Source organism: Eggerthella guodeyinii (assembly GCF_009834925.2).
GTDB lineage: Bacteria > Actinomycetota > Coriobacteriia > Coriobacteriales > Eggerthellaceae > Eggerthella > Eggerthella guodeyinii.
In genome coordinates, this window is the sequence record NZ_CP063310.1 from 3,875,895 (window position 1) to 3,889,554 (window position 13,660).

The 13,660-nt window shown below is 65.9% G+C and carries 12 protein-coding genes; 3 read left to right on the plus strand and 9 right to left on the minus strand.

From position 1 onward, the window contains the following. Nucleotides 1-85 precede the first annotated feature (85 nt). Both GS424_RS16640 and GS424_RS16645 read left to right on the plus strand, forming a co-directional pair. Complete coding sequence (locus GS424_RS16640; protein WP_160941013.1) at nt 86-892, plus strand: gamma-glutamyl-gamma-aminobutyrate hydrolase family protein; 807 nt, start codon at nt 86-88, stop codon at nt 890-892. 200 nt (nt 893-1,092) lie between these two features. Beyond that, nucleotides 1,093-2,199 carry a 3-oxoacyl-ACP synthase III family protein gene (locus GS424_RS16645; protein WP_160941012.1) on the plus strand — a complete coding sequence of 369 codons (1,107 nt, stop codon included), beginning with the start codon at nt 1,093-1,095 and terminating at the stop codon, nt 2,197-2,199. Between the two features lie 55 nt (nt 2,200-2,254). Here the strand turns inward: GS424_RS16645 and GS424_RS16650 are convergent, their stop codons facing one another. Continuing rightward, the gene (locus GS424_RS16650) at nt 2,255-2,851 is read right to left on the minus strand and encodes a biotin transporter BioY (RefSeq protein WP_160941011.1); all 597 of its coding nucleotides are present in this window, start codon (nt 2,849-2,851) and stop codon (nt 2,255-2,257) included. 164 nt (nt 2,852-3,015) lie between these two features. Beyond that, nucleotides 3,016-4,524: an MATE family efflux transporter gene (locus GS424_RS16655; RefSeq protein ID WP_160941010.1), complete on the minus strand. Its 1,509-nt coding sequence runs from the start codon at nt 4,522-4,524 to the stop codon at nt 3,016-3,018. 169 nt (nt 4,525-4,693) lie between these two features. Between GS424_RS16655 and GS424_RS16660 the strand changes: the two genes are divergently transcribed. Then, nucleotides 4,694-5,482, plus strand: coding sequence for a MerR family transcriptional regulator (locus GS424_RS16660; RefSeq protein ID WP_280527524.1), 789 nt, complete (start codon nt 4,694-4,696; stop codon nt 5,480-5,482). Between the two features lie 74 nt (nt 5,483-5,556). Here the strand turns inward: GS424_RS16660 and GS424_RS16665 are convergent, their stop codons facing one another. The 7 genes from GS424_RS16665 to GS424_RS16695 form a co-directional block, all read right to left on the minus strand. Further along, the gene (locus GS424_RS16665; protein ID WP_160941008.1) at nt 5,557-5,925 is read right to left on the minus strand and encodes a cytochrome c3 family protein; all 369 of its coding nucleotides are present in this window, start codon (nt 5,923-5,925) and stop codon (nt 5,557-5,559) included. Then, nucleotides 5,922-7,652, minus strand: coding sequence for an FAD-dependent oxidoreductase (locus GS424_RS16670; RefSeq protein ID WP_160941007.1), 1,731 nt, complete (start codon nt 7,650-7,652; stop codon nt 5,922-5,924). The genes GS424_RS16665 and GS424_RS16670 overlap by 4 nt, the downstream gene beginning before the upstream one ends. 132 nt (nt 7,653-7,784) lie before the next feature. Continuing rightward, entirely contained in the window at nt 7,785-8,558 is a 774-nt protein-coding gene (locus GS424_RS16675) for a biotin--[acetyl-CoA-carboxylase] ligase (RefSeq protein ID WP_244977601.1), read from the minus strand. Further along, nucleotides 8,555-9,862 (minus strand): dihydropteroate synthase, encoded by a 1,308-nt coding sequence (gene folP, locus GS424_RS16680; protein WP_160941005.1) that lies wholly within the window; start codon nt 9,860-9,862, stop codon nt 8,555-8,557. Before folP ends, GS424_RS16675 begins: the two co-directional genes overlap by 4 nt. After that, the gene (gene ftsH, locus GS424_RS16685; RefSeq protein ID WP_244977602.1) at nt 9,859-12,063 is read right to left on the minus strand and encodes an ATP-dependent zinc metalloprotease FtsH; all 2,205 of its coding nucleotides are present in this window, start codon (nt 12,061-12,063) and stop codon (nt 9,859-9,861) included. The genes folP and ftsH overlap by 4 nt, the downstream gene beginning before the upstream one ends. Nucleotides 12,064-12,213: 150 nt before the next feature. After that, entirely contained in the window at nt 12,214-12,756 is a 543-nt protein-coding gene (gene hpt, locus GS424_RS16690) for a hypoxanthine phosphoribosyltransferase (protein ID WP_160941090.1), read from the minus strand. A 207-nt stretch (nt 12,757-12,963) separates the two neighbouring features. Further along, nucleotides 12,964-13,650, minus strand: a complete 687-nt coding sequence (locus GS424_RS16695; RefSeq protein WP_160941004.1) for a Maf family protein — start codon at nt 13,648-13,650, stop codon at nt 12,964-12,966. Nucleotides 13,651-13,660: the final 10 nt, after the last annotated feature.

A 13,660-nucleotide genomic window follows, 5' to 3' on the forward strand; every position in this document is an offset into this window, starting at 1 on the left:
TTGTGAATTCCGCGCGCGTCGATTCCCGACGGGTCGCTTTTTCGTATGCTGCTGGCAGGAAGACGACGACCGGAGGGCGAGCGGCATGATCATCGGCATCACCACCACGTATGTTGAAGAGGAGCAGAAGGACGAACGCGTTCCCGTGGAACGCGTGACGGTGGAATACGTGCGGCGCGTGGCCGCCACCGGGGCGGTGCCCGTGCTGCTGCCGCCCGTCGCGGGCGGGGCGGATGCGAACCGCCGCGCGGCACGCGAGCTGGTGGAGCGGCTGGACGGCCTGGTGCTGGCCGGCGGCGGGGATCTCAACCCGGCGACCTACGGCGACGAGGCGCGCCTGACGGAAACCGTGTACGTGTTCGACGATCGCGACGCGCTCGAGCTGGAGCTAGCGCGCGTCGCCCACGAGCGTGACCTCCCCACCCTGGGCATCTGCCGCGGCATGCAGGTGCTCAACGTGGCGCTGGGCGGATCGCTGTACCAGGACGTGCACGCCTGCGGGCTCACCGACGCCGTGCACCAGCAGAAGCCGCCCTACGACGTCGTCGCGCAGCGCGTGGACATCGCGCCGGGAAGCGTGCTCGACCGCGTGCTGTGCGACGGTCCGGGCGACGGCATGGTGCCGGGATGCAAGGCGGGATGGCCCGCGTCGCTCGAGGCGAGCTGGGAAGGCGTCGCCCCCGCGCCGCACTCGCTGCTGGTGAACTCGATGCACCATCAGGCGCTCGCCCGCGTGGCCGATCCGCTGCAGGTGTGCGCGGTCAGCGGCGACGGCATCGTCGAGGGCGTGGAAGACCCCGCGCACCGCTTCTACCTGGGAGTCCAATGGCACCCCGAGTACCTCGACAGCAATGCGTCGCTGTTCGAAGCGCTGGCCGCCGCCGCGCGGTAGGGGGGGCAACGGAGCTTTGCGGCGCCAAGGCGTCCGAACGGAACGGATGTTTCACGTGAAACATCCGCACCGCGCCCGCCCCTTTGTGAAGGTCGCTTGGGTTTCTGACGGGGAACAGGCTCGGTGCTATAATGCATTTAGTTTGATTATCAAAGCATTGACGACGCGCCCGGCGTAGGTGCGATCGAGGACGGAGCAGCATGGGCAGCACGATCATCGGATGCGGAAAGTCCCTCCCGAAGCTGGAAGTGGCGAACGACGACCTGAAAGCGCTCGTCGACACGAACGACGAATGGATCAGCACGCGCACGGGCATCAGGACCCGCCACGTCGCCGTCGAGGAAACCGCAACCGACCTTGCCGAAGCCGCCGCACGCCAGGCCCTCGGCCTCGTCGAGGGCGGCTGGTGCGAAGAGGCCGTCGACCCCTCCACCATCGACCTCATCATCTTCGCCACCATCACGCCCGACGTCGTGGTTCCCTCCGCCGCCGGCCTGCTGCGCCGCCGCCTGGGCCTCGAGCACGCCATCGCGTTCGACCTGAACGCCGCATGCACGGGCTTCGTGTACGGCCTGACCGTTGCCGAATGCATGATGGCCGGCTCCGCCTCCGGCACGCCGGGCGCGACGGGCCGCAACCCCATCCGCCGTGCGCTCGTGGTGGGCGCCGAACGCCTCACGCGCGTCACGAACTGGAGCGACCGCAACACCTGCGTGCTGTTCGGCGACGGCGCCGGCGCCGCCGTGCTCGAGTGGGACGAATCGCGCCCGGGCATCATGAGCAGCTTCATCACGAACGCTGACGACGACACCAATGCGCTGACCTGCTCGTTCGCTTTCGATGCGCCCAGTCCGTTCACCGTCGAGGGCGTGGATGCCGCGCGCTCCGAGGATGCCACGCTCTCCCGCATCGACGACGAGCTGGACATCGCCGAGCTCGTGGACGCCGGCGAGCCGCGCCAGGTGCTGCGCATGGACGGCCCCAAGGTGTTCAAGTTCGCCGCCGAGGCCATGACCGTCGCCGTGCACGAAGCGCTCGACCGCGCGGGCCTGACGCTCGACGACGTCGCCTGCATCGTTCCCCACCAGGCCAACGAGCGCATCATCAAGTACGCGGCCAAGAAGCTGGGCCGCCCGATGGACTTCTTCCAGCTGTCCATCGACCACACCGGCAACACGTCGGCCGCCAGCCTGCCCATGGCCCTGTGCGACGCCTACGCCAGCGGCCGCATCGCGCGCGGCGACAAGGTGGTGCTCGTCGCGTTCGGCGGCGGCTTCACCTCGGGCGCCGTGCTCATCGAGGCATAGCGACCCTCCCCCATCATCATGAAAACGGGCACCCGCGGGTGCCCGTTTTCATGCTCTAGCGCTTCGGCAGCGCGCGCTTCACGGCGCGGGCGCATAGCACGGCCGCCACCGCCTTCAGCACATCGGGCACCGCGAACGGCGCGATGGTCACGGCGAAGGCCGCGGCCAAATCGACCCCCACCACGGCGGCGTACTGGAAGCATCCGCACACGTACGTCACCACGATGAATGCGAGGCACGCCGTCATGTCCACGGCAAACGCCTTCGTCCCCCCGAGGCCCTTCGCACCGCCCATCGCGCGCCCGAGCGCCTCCCGCACGAGCAGCGCCGCGACGGCGCCCAGCAGATACCCCCACAGATAGCCGCCCGTCGGACCCATCAGCATGCCGATGCCGCCGCGCATCCCCGAGAACATCGGCAGCCCGACGGCCCCCAGCACCAGATAGCCCGCGATGGCCGCCATGCATTGCTTCGGCGTGAGCGCCATGATGGCGAACATGAGCGCGAACATCTGCAGCGTCAGCAGCACCGGCCCGAACGGGATGGCCACCCATGCCGACACGCCCATGATCGCGATGGTCAACCCGACGAACGCGATGGAACGCGTGCGCGACGCCCGCGCGGAACCCCGTTTCACCTTGCTTGCCTCCATGTGCTGCTTCCTTTCCCAAAGCTCAAATGCCGTTTTCAACAGCATCGCACTATAAGCAAGCCCCGCGGTTTTGTGAACCGCGGGGCTTGGACAAGGGTGACAATCGGGATGAGCGATGCGGAAGCGCGCAGTTTCCGCACGCACCGCACGCGCGGCGGCGCGGGCTAGAACTTCGCCTTCAGCTCGCCGCTCTTGAGCTTCCGCAGGCGGCCCATCTCCAGGATGATGAACACCACCGTGGTGAAGATGGCCAGGAAGTCGGCCGCAGGCGTGGCGAAGTACAGCGCATCGAGGCTGGTGAACTGCGGGAACCAACCCGGCAGCAGCATCGGCAGCACGACGAGCAGCGGGATGAGGAACAAGATCTGGCGCGTCAGCGACAGGAAGATGGACTTCAACGGCTGCCCCGTGGCCTGGAAGTAGTTCGAGCCCACGATTTGGAAGCCGATGAAGGGCAGCATGAGCAGCTGCACCTTGAGCGCGAACACGGTGAAGTCGCGCAACGACTCGCTCGTGATGCCGAAGAACCCGACGATCTGCTCGGGGAACAGGTGCACGAGCGTCCACAGCACCACGCCGATGCCCGTAGCGCCGATGATACCGTACCACAGCGTCTTCTTCACGCGCTCGAACAGGTGCGCGCCGTAGTTGTACCCCAGCAACGGCTGGATGGCGATGGCCACGCCGATGAGCGGCAGCACGGCGAACATCGACACGCGCTGCACCACGCCGATGGATGCGAGCGCGCCCTCGGCCCCCAGCGGGCTCATGGCGCCGTACATGTTCAGCAGGTTGTTCAGCACGAAGTTCACCACGGCCATGCCCGCCTGCACCGCGAAGCTGGCCAGGCCGAGCGACAGGATGAGGCGCACCGTGCGCACATGCAGCGGCATGAAGCGCAGGTGCAGCTTCATGGGCACGTTCTTCGTGAAGATGAAGTACCACAGCACCGCACCGCATGAGATGGCCTGGCCGCACACCGTGGCCAGCGCGCTGCCCTGCACGCCCCAGCCCAGCACCATCACGAACAGGAAGTTGAAGATGGTGCACGACACGGCGCCGATGATCATGGTGCCCAGCGCACGGTTCGGCGCGCCGGCCGTACGGATGAAGTTGTTCACGCCCATGCCGATGCACTGGAACACGAAGCCCAGCGAGATGATCTGGATGAACGAGCGCGCGAACTCCCAGTCCTCAGCCGTGGCGCCCGACACGCTCAGCAGGCCGTCGACGCATGCGGGGATGTGCATGGCCACGGCCACCACCACCGCGAACGCGATGGACAGGCACACCGTGTTGCCCAGGCTGCGCTCGGCCTCGACCCGGTTGCCCTCGCCCATGCGCAGCGCGGCCAGCGCGTTGCCGCCGTTGCCCACGAGCATGGCGATGGCCATGAACACCGTCATGATGGGCATCGCCACCGTGGCGGTGGCCAGGCCGATCTCGCCCAGCGCCTGGCCGAGGAAGACGGAGTCGATGACGTTGTACGCGCCGTTCACCAGCATGCCGAGAATGGACGGGATGGCGAATTCGACGATGAGGCGCGGAATGGATGCCGTGCCCATGCGACTGACTTTGTCGTCGCGTCCCGGGCGCTTCGGATCCTTGCCGACGGGTGCGCCGGTGCTTTCTTCCGTGAAGTTGAGAGTGGGGTTCGTTGCTTCTGTTTCCATGAGTTCGCTGCTGCCTTTCAACCTTCTCCATTTTCGAGGAACGGCATATTGTAACCCATCATCTTGGCATCGCACAGCCCTGAAATCAGATACACCGTAAAGCAGCACCGCGTATGCTATATTGAACGGCGTCACCACGATGCATGGAGGTTGGGGGAACATGTACCGGATGAAGGAATTCGCAGCCATGACCGGGCTGCCGCAGTCGAAAATCCGCTTCTACGAGAAGCGCGGGCTGGTCCTGTCGGATCGCGAAGAAAACGGTTACCGCGTATTCACACCCGAAGACGCGTTCAAGTCAAATGCGTTTCGCGTGCTGCTTCAATACGGGTTCAGCATCGACGAGGCCGTCGCGATGCTCGACGCCCAGCAGGGCACCGAGGAGTTCGAACGCTCGCTGCTGACCCAGCAGGAGAAGCTCACGCGCGAGGCCGACCTGATCGCGTACCGCCTCAGGCGGCTCGAAAGCACCCTCGGCGCGATAAGGTCCGAACCAGGTTCAGAGTTCGAGCTGGTGGATGCCGCCGACCAGCTTTACATCAACACGTCGCACGGTCGCGACTTCCACGTTTCGCTCGAGCATGAGAAGACCATCTCGCAGTATTACGACTTGCTGAGCATCACCAGCTGCGCGCGCATCATCAAACGGGACGACCTGCTTGACCAGTCGCCCACGGTGAACCCCGATTACGTGCTGACGATGCCCGAACACGAGAGCCATCGGCTGGACAGCGACGCGTTCAAGCAGGTAAAACGACTGTACCTGGGAAAATGCATCCGCTTCAGAAGGCAGGCCACCCGAACGGAAAGCGTGCGGAAGGAAACGTTCGCCACCCTGTTCGCGTACCTCGACGGCCACGGCTATCAACTCCGCAACGACATCATCCTCTTCCCGTCCTTCCTCAACCTCGACGGTTTGGGAAGCGATATCGAAACGCTCTACGTGCCCGTCAGCTGAAACGGTTGAGGGGCTCCGGGGCGAAATCGCCAGCCGGAGCCCCTCAAGAAGGCGCGTTGCCGCAGCGCGTGCCGCTAGTACAGCGGCTCTTCGTCGGGAGCGTACACGTGGCAGTTCTCGCAGTAGTTGAACGTGATCTCCTTGTCCTTCTCGTGGCAGTTCACGCATGCGTTGTAACCGCCATGCAGGGAGTCGTGCGGATTCCAGTCGCCCAGATCGGCCGTGCGTTCCGCAAGCGCCTCGTAGCTGCCTCCGTGGCAGCTGAGGCACTGCTCGTCCGAAACGTAGGCTCCCGCTTCGCCCGACACCGCCTCGGTTTTCGCCCCGTCGCTCGACGAGGAGCTGGTCTGCTGCGGCGCGCATCCCGCCGCCGCGAAGATCGCCACCAGCGCAATCGCAGCGAAGGCGATCGCAACGCTACCGCGCACCTTGAATCGGCTCATGCCTGGCCTCCTTTCAACATATGCTCTACCGCCACGTAGCCGAACGTCGCCGCACGCCCCACCGACGTGCCGGGAATGTGGCGCGGATAGTTTCCTGCGTAGAAATTGCCGGACACGTTGCCCGTCGCGTACAAGCCCTCGATCACGGCCCCGTCCCGGTCGAGCACCTGCGTGTCGCCGTTGATGGTGAGACCGCCCACCGTCGCCAGGATGACGCTGTTCGTGACCAGCGCGTAGTACGTGCCGCCCGTGAACGCGACGTTGTTCCCCGTGTAACGGTAATAGTCGGGATCACGCTCGAGGCCGTCTTCGAAGAAGCTGTTGTACCGCTCGACCGTGCCTTCGAGCGCCGCCGCATCGACATCGATCATGCCGGCAAGCTCGCTCAAGGACGACGCGCGGAACAGGTGGCCCTTCTCCTCGTCGCGCTCGAGCTGCTGCTCCGCGCTCGGCTCCTTCTCCAGCGCAGAAGCTATCATGGCCTGGTCGAAAAGGTGATAGCACTTCTTGCCGCGGCGAATCTGCATGTTGATGGCGTTGGAGATGTACTGGCGTGCCTGATTCTCGTTCACGAAGCGCTGACCGTCGGAATTCACGATGATCGAGTAGTTCATCGCGCCCGGGAAGTACACGCGTTTCTCGACGAACGTGGAGGGCGTGGCGTTGCTGAAGTTCATCACCGGATGCGGCAGCGAGTCCATGTCGGCGCCCACTTTGAGGCCCATCATGTGGCCGTCGCCCGTGGTTCCCCAACTGGGATTCCACCAGGAAGACGACTCGTAGTCTTCGGGACGGACCCACGTTTGCATCATCTCGGGGTTCGCGTCGTAGCCGCCGGTTGCCAGCAGCACGCCCTTCGAGGCGTTGATGCGAACGTACTGGTCGCCGCTTTTGGCGATGCACCCGGTCACGCGCCCGCCAGACTCGCGAACCAGCTGCACGGCCGGCATCTCGTAGCGGATGGAAAGGTTGTCGTAGGTCTCGGCGACCGCGCGCAGCTCCTTGCATACGTACAGACCGTACAGCCACGTGGTGCTGATGCCCTCGGGCATCTTGAAGTTGACGTAGCTGTCGATGACGGGGAAGCCGTTGTAGTTCGGTGCCTGATCGAACTTGTACAGCTGCCACCCGGACCCGCCCTTGTCGAGCATCTCCTGCCAGAAGTCGGCCATCTCGCCCGACCGGCTCACGTACGTCTCGATGGGGCCGGGGTCGACGCGCCAGTCGGCGGCGCGATATATCTCGTCGCGCAGCTGGGCGGGATCGATCTCGATGCCCTGCTCCTTTTGGAACTTCGCACCGACCGCGCCGAAGCTCTCCCACGCCGAACGGCCCTCGGTCATCTTCTCGAGCGTGATGACGTTCGCACCCTCCACCGCCGCTTTCAAGCTGCCCATCAAGCCGCCGATGCCCGCCCCCACGATGAGGATCTCGCATTCCTCGGTGCTGGTTATCTCGGATTCGGCGATCTCGCGATCTTCGAACGCGATGGGGCCGCGCGGGCCGGGACAAGCGGCCTTGCGCAGCGGCAGCAGCGAGGCATCGTCCCCCAACACCCGGGAGTACAGGTTGCCCGCGCTTTCCTCACCGTCTGCCTGCGTGGCAGTGGCGCCGTCGTCCGCAAACGCCGCGCCCGCCCCGGGGAACGCGAGCATGCCCGCGGCGGCCGCCCCGGTCAATCCCGCTCCCCTGAGAAAATCGCGCCGTGATAATCTGGCCTGTTTCATCTCTCCTCCTTTGCGTGCGTTTCCCTCGATGCGCCTTTGGCGCACAAACCACGGTAGACCCTGAACCAGGTCGAGGGTCAAGCGGGAATTCGGGAACGAGCGGAGGACGACAGCAACCGCGGCACGCGGGCGCTAGACGAGATGGGCTTCGCCTGATGAAACAGGGGTTTCGGTGCCGGACGCGTCGAGGAGGACGAGACGGCCTTGGGCGTCGATGCGCCGCACGGCGCCTTCGGCCAAGGTGGAGCCCGTCCGATCGACGACGCTCACCGTGCGGCCGATGAGGCTCGCATGGGCGTTGAACTCGTCGACGAGAGCGGCGAAACCGGCGCGCGTCCATTCGTCGTACAGCGGCGAGAAGGCGGCGAGGAAGGCATCGAGCACGGTTTCGATGGAGGGAGGCGCGGCGGGGGCGAGATCGGCCACGTACGCGGCGCGGTTCTTGCCGCCCACGTCGGGGCGCTCGTCCGGCGGCAGCACGTTCACGCCCACGCCCACGCACACGCCGCCGCCGTGCGCCTCAAGCGAGATGCCGCAGAGCTTGCCCTGCTCGCACACCACGTCGTTGGGCCACTTGATGCGAACGCTTTGCGCGGCGGCATCCCCTGCCAACGCCACGAGCGCTCGGCGCACCGCCATGCCCACGACCAGGCTCAACGTCGGCAGCTCGCGCGGCTCCACCTGCGGGCGCAGCAGCAGCGAGCAGTACAGCCCGCCTGCGGGGCTGGTCCATACGCGGCCCTGACGACCGTACCCGGCAACCTGCCGGAGCGCGCGAACCACGAGGCCCTCGGGTTCACCGTCGTCCAGCGCGCGTTTGACCTCGTCGTTCGTGGAGGAGACTTCGTCGAGCAGAAGCACGCGGAAGGGGAAACCGCCCGGCGCGCCGCCTTTCCCCTCGCTCACAGCCGTACGGCCTTTCCCACGCACGCGCCGTCAGCCGTGACGGGAACGTCGTTGGCCAGCACGTGGCCCGGCACCAACTCCAGCAAAGGCTGCACCACGAAGTCGCGCTCCAGCAGGCGCGGATGCGGCAACGTGAGGACATCGGTGTCCACGACGTACAGCTGGTAGTCGAGGATGTCGAGATCGCAGGTGCGCGGCCCGTTCTCCACGGTGCGCACGCGACCCAGGCTGTTCTCCACCGCGTGGAGGTAGCCCAGCAGCTCCTTCGGCGGGATGCCCGTGCGCAGCAGCACGACGGCGTTCACGAACGCGTCCTGATCGAGGTAGTAGGCGGGCTCGCTCTCGTAAAAGCTCGAGATGTCGACGATCTGCGAGTCGGGCAGCGAGCACAGCTCGGTGATGGCCTGGTTGAGCATGGCGATCTTGCCCTCGCGCTCCTCGCCCGGATGAGCCACGAGCGGCACGTTGCAGCCCATGCCGATGAGCGCGTACGGCCGCAGCCCTTCGAGCGCGGCAATCGTGGCGGCCACGTTGTGCGTGCGCACCACGCTGGCCCCCAGCTCGCACGCCATGAGCGCCTCGGTGGCCGACACCTCGTCGCGCTCGGACGGCTCGTCGATCCCGTACGCCCAGCCCAGGAAGCTCTTGCGCGACACCGCCACCATCACCGGGTAGCCCAGGCGCACGAACTCCTGGAAGTTGCGCACCAGCTCGAGCGTCTGCGACGGTGTCTTGCCGAACCCGGGGCCCGGATCGATGCAGATGCGGTCGTGCGCAATGCCCGCCGCTTCCAGCGCGGCAGCCTGGTCGCGCAGCCAATCGCGCACGTCCGTCACCACGTCGTCGTAGGCGGGCGCGTCCTGCATCGTGGAGGGGTCGCCCTGCATGTGCATGACCACGAGGCCGCAATCGCTCGCGCGCGCCGCCTCCACCATGGCCGGATCGCGGAAGCCGGACACGTCGTTCACGATGGCCGCACCCGCTTCCAAACACGCGCGCGCCACGTCGGCGTGCCGCGTGTCGATGCTCACGCACACGCCGCGCTGCGCGAGCGCGCGCACCACCGGCAGCACGCGCGCCAGCTCTTCGTCCACCGACACCGGCGCGGCGCCGGGACGCGTGGACTCGCCGCCCACGTCGATGATGCGGGCACCCTCCTCCAGCATGCTCTCGGCATGGGCCAACGCGGTATCGAAGCCGTCGTGCTGACCGCCGTCGGAGAAGGAATCGGGGGTAACGTTGAGGATGCCCATAACCATGGGCATCCTCGTATCGAACTCATAGGTTGAACAGCGCCAGATCATCGTTCGGTGCCGTCGCCTTTCTGCTCAGGGGCTTGCTGCGGGTCGGTTCCCTCGGCCACATCGGAAGGCGCGCGGAACGGCGGGTTCGGATCCTGATCGCCCGGCTCCACCGGCTCTTCCTTCCAGTTCGGATCGGCCAGATGCTCGTCGCGAGCACGCGCGGCGGCCTCTTCGGCCTCCTTGCGGGCGTTGATCTCATCCTCGTGCTTGAGGTACTCGTCCCACGTGTTGTCCAGCAGGGCCAGGCAGGCCTCGCCTTCCACCGTTTCGCGCTCGAGCAGCACGTTCGCCATGAGATCCATCTGCTCGCGATGGCTCGACAGAATCTCGTAGGCGCGGTCGTGCGCGTCCTTCATGATGCGGGCGACCTCGTCGTCGATGCGCTTGGCCGTCTCCTCCGAGTAGTCCTGCGTGTTGCCGTAGTCGCGGCCCAGGAACACCTCGTGGTTCGGCTGGCCGAACACCTGCGTGCCCAGCTCGGCGCTCATGCCGTACTGCGTCACGATGGCGCGGGCCATCTTCGTGGCGCGCTCGAGGTCGTTCGAAGCGCCCGTGGTGATGTCGTCGCAGAAGATCTCCTCCGCCACGCGGCCGCCCATGAACACGGCCAGCTCGTCGCGCATCTCGCCGAGCGAGTTGAGCACCTTGTCCTCCTTGGGGATGGACAGCGTGTAGCCCAGCGCGCGGCCGCGCGAGATGATCGAGATCTTGTGTACCGGGTCGGCGTGCGGCAGCGAGTGGCCGACGAGGGCGTGGCCGCTCTCGTGGTAGGCGATCGTGTGCTTGGTCCGCTCGTCCAACACGCGGCCCTTGCGCTCCGGACCGGCGATGACGCGCTCCATGGACTCGGACACTTCCTGCTGCGTGATGATCTTCTTGCCGCGGCGCGCGGTGAGCAGCGCCGACTCGTTCATGAGGTTCGCCAGGTCGGCGCCCGTGAAGCCCGGGGTGAGCTTCGCGACCTTCGACAGGTCCACGTCGCTGCCGATGGGCTTGTCCTTCGAGTGCACCTGCAGGATCTTCTCGCGGCCCTTCACGTCGGGCGCGTCCACCACGATCTGACGGTCGAAGCGGCCGGGGCGCAGCAACGCCGGGTCCAGCACGTCCGCGCGGTTCGTCGCGGCGATCAGCACCACGGAGTCGTTGCTCTCGAAGCCGTCCATCTCGACGAGCAGCTGGTTGAGCGTCTGCTCACGCTCGTCGTGGCCGCCGCCGAGGCCCGTGCCGCGCTGGCGGCCGACGGCGTCGATCTCGTCGATGAAGATGATGGCCGGCGAGGCGTCCTTCGCCTGCTGGAACAGGTCGCGCACGCGGGACGCGCCCACGCCGACGAACATTTCAACGAAGTCCGAGCCGGAGATGCTGAAGAACGGCACGCCCGCCTCGCCCGCAACGGCGCGCGCGAGCAGCGTCTTGCCGGTGCCCGGAGGGCCCACCAGCAGGCAGCCGCGGGGGATCTTCGCGCCCATGGACTGGTACTTCGCCGGGTTCGCCAGGAAGTCCTTGATCTCCTGCATCTCCTCGACGGCCTCGTCCACGCCGGCGACGTCAGAGAACTTCACGTCGGGGCGCTCCTCGATGGATTTCTTCGTCTTCGCCTTGCCGAAGCTCATCTGCGAGTTGTTCGCCTTCTGCATCTGCGTGAAGAAGAACAGCAGCACGAGAGCGATCAGGCCGATGGGCAGCAGCGTGCCCAGCAGCTCCATGAAGGGGCTCGGCAGCGACACCTCGTAGGGGATGTTCGGGTGCGCGGCCATGAGGTCGCCCAGCGAACCGCCGTAGTAGGTGGAGGTGAAGTTGTGCTCGGTGCCCAGCGTCGCCGCATTGATGTCGGTGGTGCCCACGCCGCCGAGCGCCTTGCCGGTGTCGGGGTTCTTGATCGTGGCCATGCGCGCATTGAGCGCCTGGAACGCCTCGTTGAAGGCGTCGGCGCCGGTGGAGCCCGCCGTGACCGCGGGATAGTACGTGCCGGACACCGAGTAGTCGCCGGCGCTGTACACCACCTTCGTCGCGCGATCCTGCTCGACGGCCTGCACGAACTCAGACGTGATCAGGCGGTCGGTGGGCTTGGCGTTCGAGGACGACATGTTCAGGAACTGCTGGCCCACGAAGAAGGCCACCAGCATGAACAGGACGACCGAGATGATGGTCGTCCTCGGACTGGGCTGCTGGAACTGCGATTGTTTGTTTTGCTGTGCCATAGCGTCTTACTTTCCTTTTCTCACCGACTCGCGCTGCGAGAGGGACCGGGCTGGTGCCCGACCCGCCTTCGCACGCGGCCGATGCCGCATACCCTCAGTGCGCCGCACGGTTCGACCGAGCCGAACCGACCGCCCGCCAAGGCTGCTTCGCTAGTAAATCTCCGGCTTCAAGATGCCGATGTAGGGCAGATTGCGATACCGTTCTGCAAAGTCCAGCCCGTAGCCCACGATGAACTCATCGGGGCACTCGAAACCAATGTATTTGCAATCGATCTTCGCCTGTGCGAGCGTCTTCTTGCGAAGGAGCGTGGCCACCGCGATGGAGGCCGGCTGACGCGACGACAGGTTTTTCAGCAGGTACGTCAGGGTAAGACCGGAGTCGAGGATGTCCTCGGCCACGATAACGTGGCGACCTTCGATTTCGGACGAGAGGTCTTTCAGAATGCGCACCACGCCGGAGCTTTTCGCGCCGTTTCCGTACGACGAGATGGCCATGTAGTCCATCTCGACCGGAAGATCGATCTGCCGCGCGAGATCCGCCATGAAGATGGCCGCTCCGCGCAGCACCGAGATGAGGACGATACCCTCGTCGGCCGCATCGGCGTAGTCGCGTGTGATGGCGGCGCCGATTTCGCCTACGCGGCCTGCGATCTGCTCTTCGGTGAATAGGATCTCCGAAATGTCGTTGTGCACGTTCCTAACCTCTTCATCGCGTTTCGCTTCTGCCATCGCCCCTGATCGCATCACATGATCACGAAGCGGCGGCGTCACGCTTACCTTGAATTCGGTTAGTGTACCATTGCCATCCCGGGAAAAGGAGACGATACGGTAACGCCAGCCCACCTGTCACGATTTTTACATTTCGCAACGGGAACTGGGACGATAGGTTGTGTTGGGCCGTTACGCCGGCGAACCGGCGAGGTCGGGGAATTCCTCGAGCAGGCGGCCGACGGGCAGGCCGATGACCGTGTCGAGCGCGCCGTCCACGCGCGCGACCAGGTCGGCCCCGGCACCCTGCACGGCATAGGCGCCCGCCTTGTCGAACGACTCGCCCTTGCGCAGGTAGTCGGCGATCTCCTCGTCGGTCAGCTCGTGGAACGTCACGGCCGAGCGCTCGACGAACGTGCGAAAGCCCAGTGAGATCTTCTCGGGCTCGGGCGCGGCCACCATCCACACGGACACGGCGGTGAGCACCTCGTGGGTGCGGCCGGACAGGCGGCGCAGCATGCGCTTCGCGTCGGACAGGCTGACGGGCTTGCCGAAGATCTCGCCGTCGAGCACCACCATGGTGTCGGCGCCGATGACGGCGGCCATGCCGGTGTAGTCCTCGGCCAGCACCTCCTGCACCACCGCGCCGGCCTTGCGCTCGGCCAGCTTCTTGCACGCCTCGGGCGGGTCGGCCAGCAGGTCGGGTTCCAGCGTTTCGTCCACATCCGAGGAGTGCACGACGAAGCGCACGCCCGCGTCCGCAAGCAGCTGCTTGCGACGGGGCGAGGCGCTGGCCAGCACCACGTCGAGGGCGGGCATCGATTCGTCCGAGGAGGCCGAAGCCTCCGGGGCGTTTTGGGTGTTCTCTTCGTTTTCCATGCGACGCATT

Excerpts from the sequence above, each read along its gene's own strand:
- GS424_RS16640 (WP_160941013.1), top strand. The coding sequence starts at position 86 with ATGATCATCGGCATCACCACCACGTATGTTGAAGAGGAGCAGAAGGAC.
- GS424_RS16645 (WP_160941012.1), top strand. The coding sequence starts at position 1,093 with ATGGGCAGCACGATCATCGGATGCGGAAAGTCCCTCCCGAAGCTGGAA.
- GS424_RS16650 (WP_160941011.1), bottom strand. The coding sequence starts at position 2,851 with ATGGAGGCAAGCAAGGTGAAACGGGGTTCCGCGCGGGCGTCGCGCACG.
- GS424_RS16655 (WP_160941010.1), bottom strand. The coding sequence starts at position 4,524 with ATGGAAACAGAAGCAACGAACCCCACTCTCAACTTCACGGAAGAAAGC.
- GS424_RS16660 (WP_280527524.1), top strand. The coding sequence starts at position 4,694 with ATGAAGGAATTCGCAGCCATGACCGGGCTGCCGCAGTCGAAAATCCGC.
- GS424_RS16665 (WP_160941008.1), bottom strand. The coding sequence starts at position 5,925 with ATGAGCCGATTCAAGGTGCGCGGTAGCGTTGCGATCGCCTTCGCTGCG.
- GS424_RS16670 (WP_160941007.1), bottom strand. The coding sequence starts at position 7,652 with ATGAAACAGGCCAGATTATCACGGCGCGATTTTCTCAGGGGAGCGGGA.
- folP (WP_160941005.1), bottom strand. The coding sequence starts at position 9,862 with ATGATCTGGCGCTGTTCAACCTATGAGTTCGATACGAGGATGCCCATG.
- ftsH (WP_244977602.1), bottom strand. The coding sequence starts at position 12,063 with ATGGCACAGCAAAACAAACAATCGCAGTTCCAGCAGCCCAGTCCGAGG.
- GS424_RS16695 (WP_160941004.1), bottom strand. The coding sequence starts at position 13,650 with ATGGAAAACGAAGAGAACACCCAAAACGCCCCGGAGGCTTCGGCCTCC.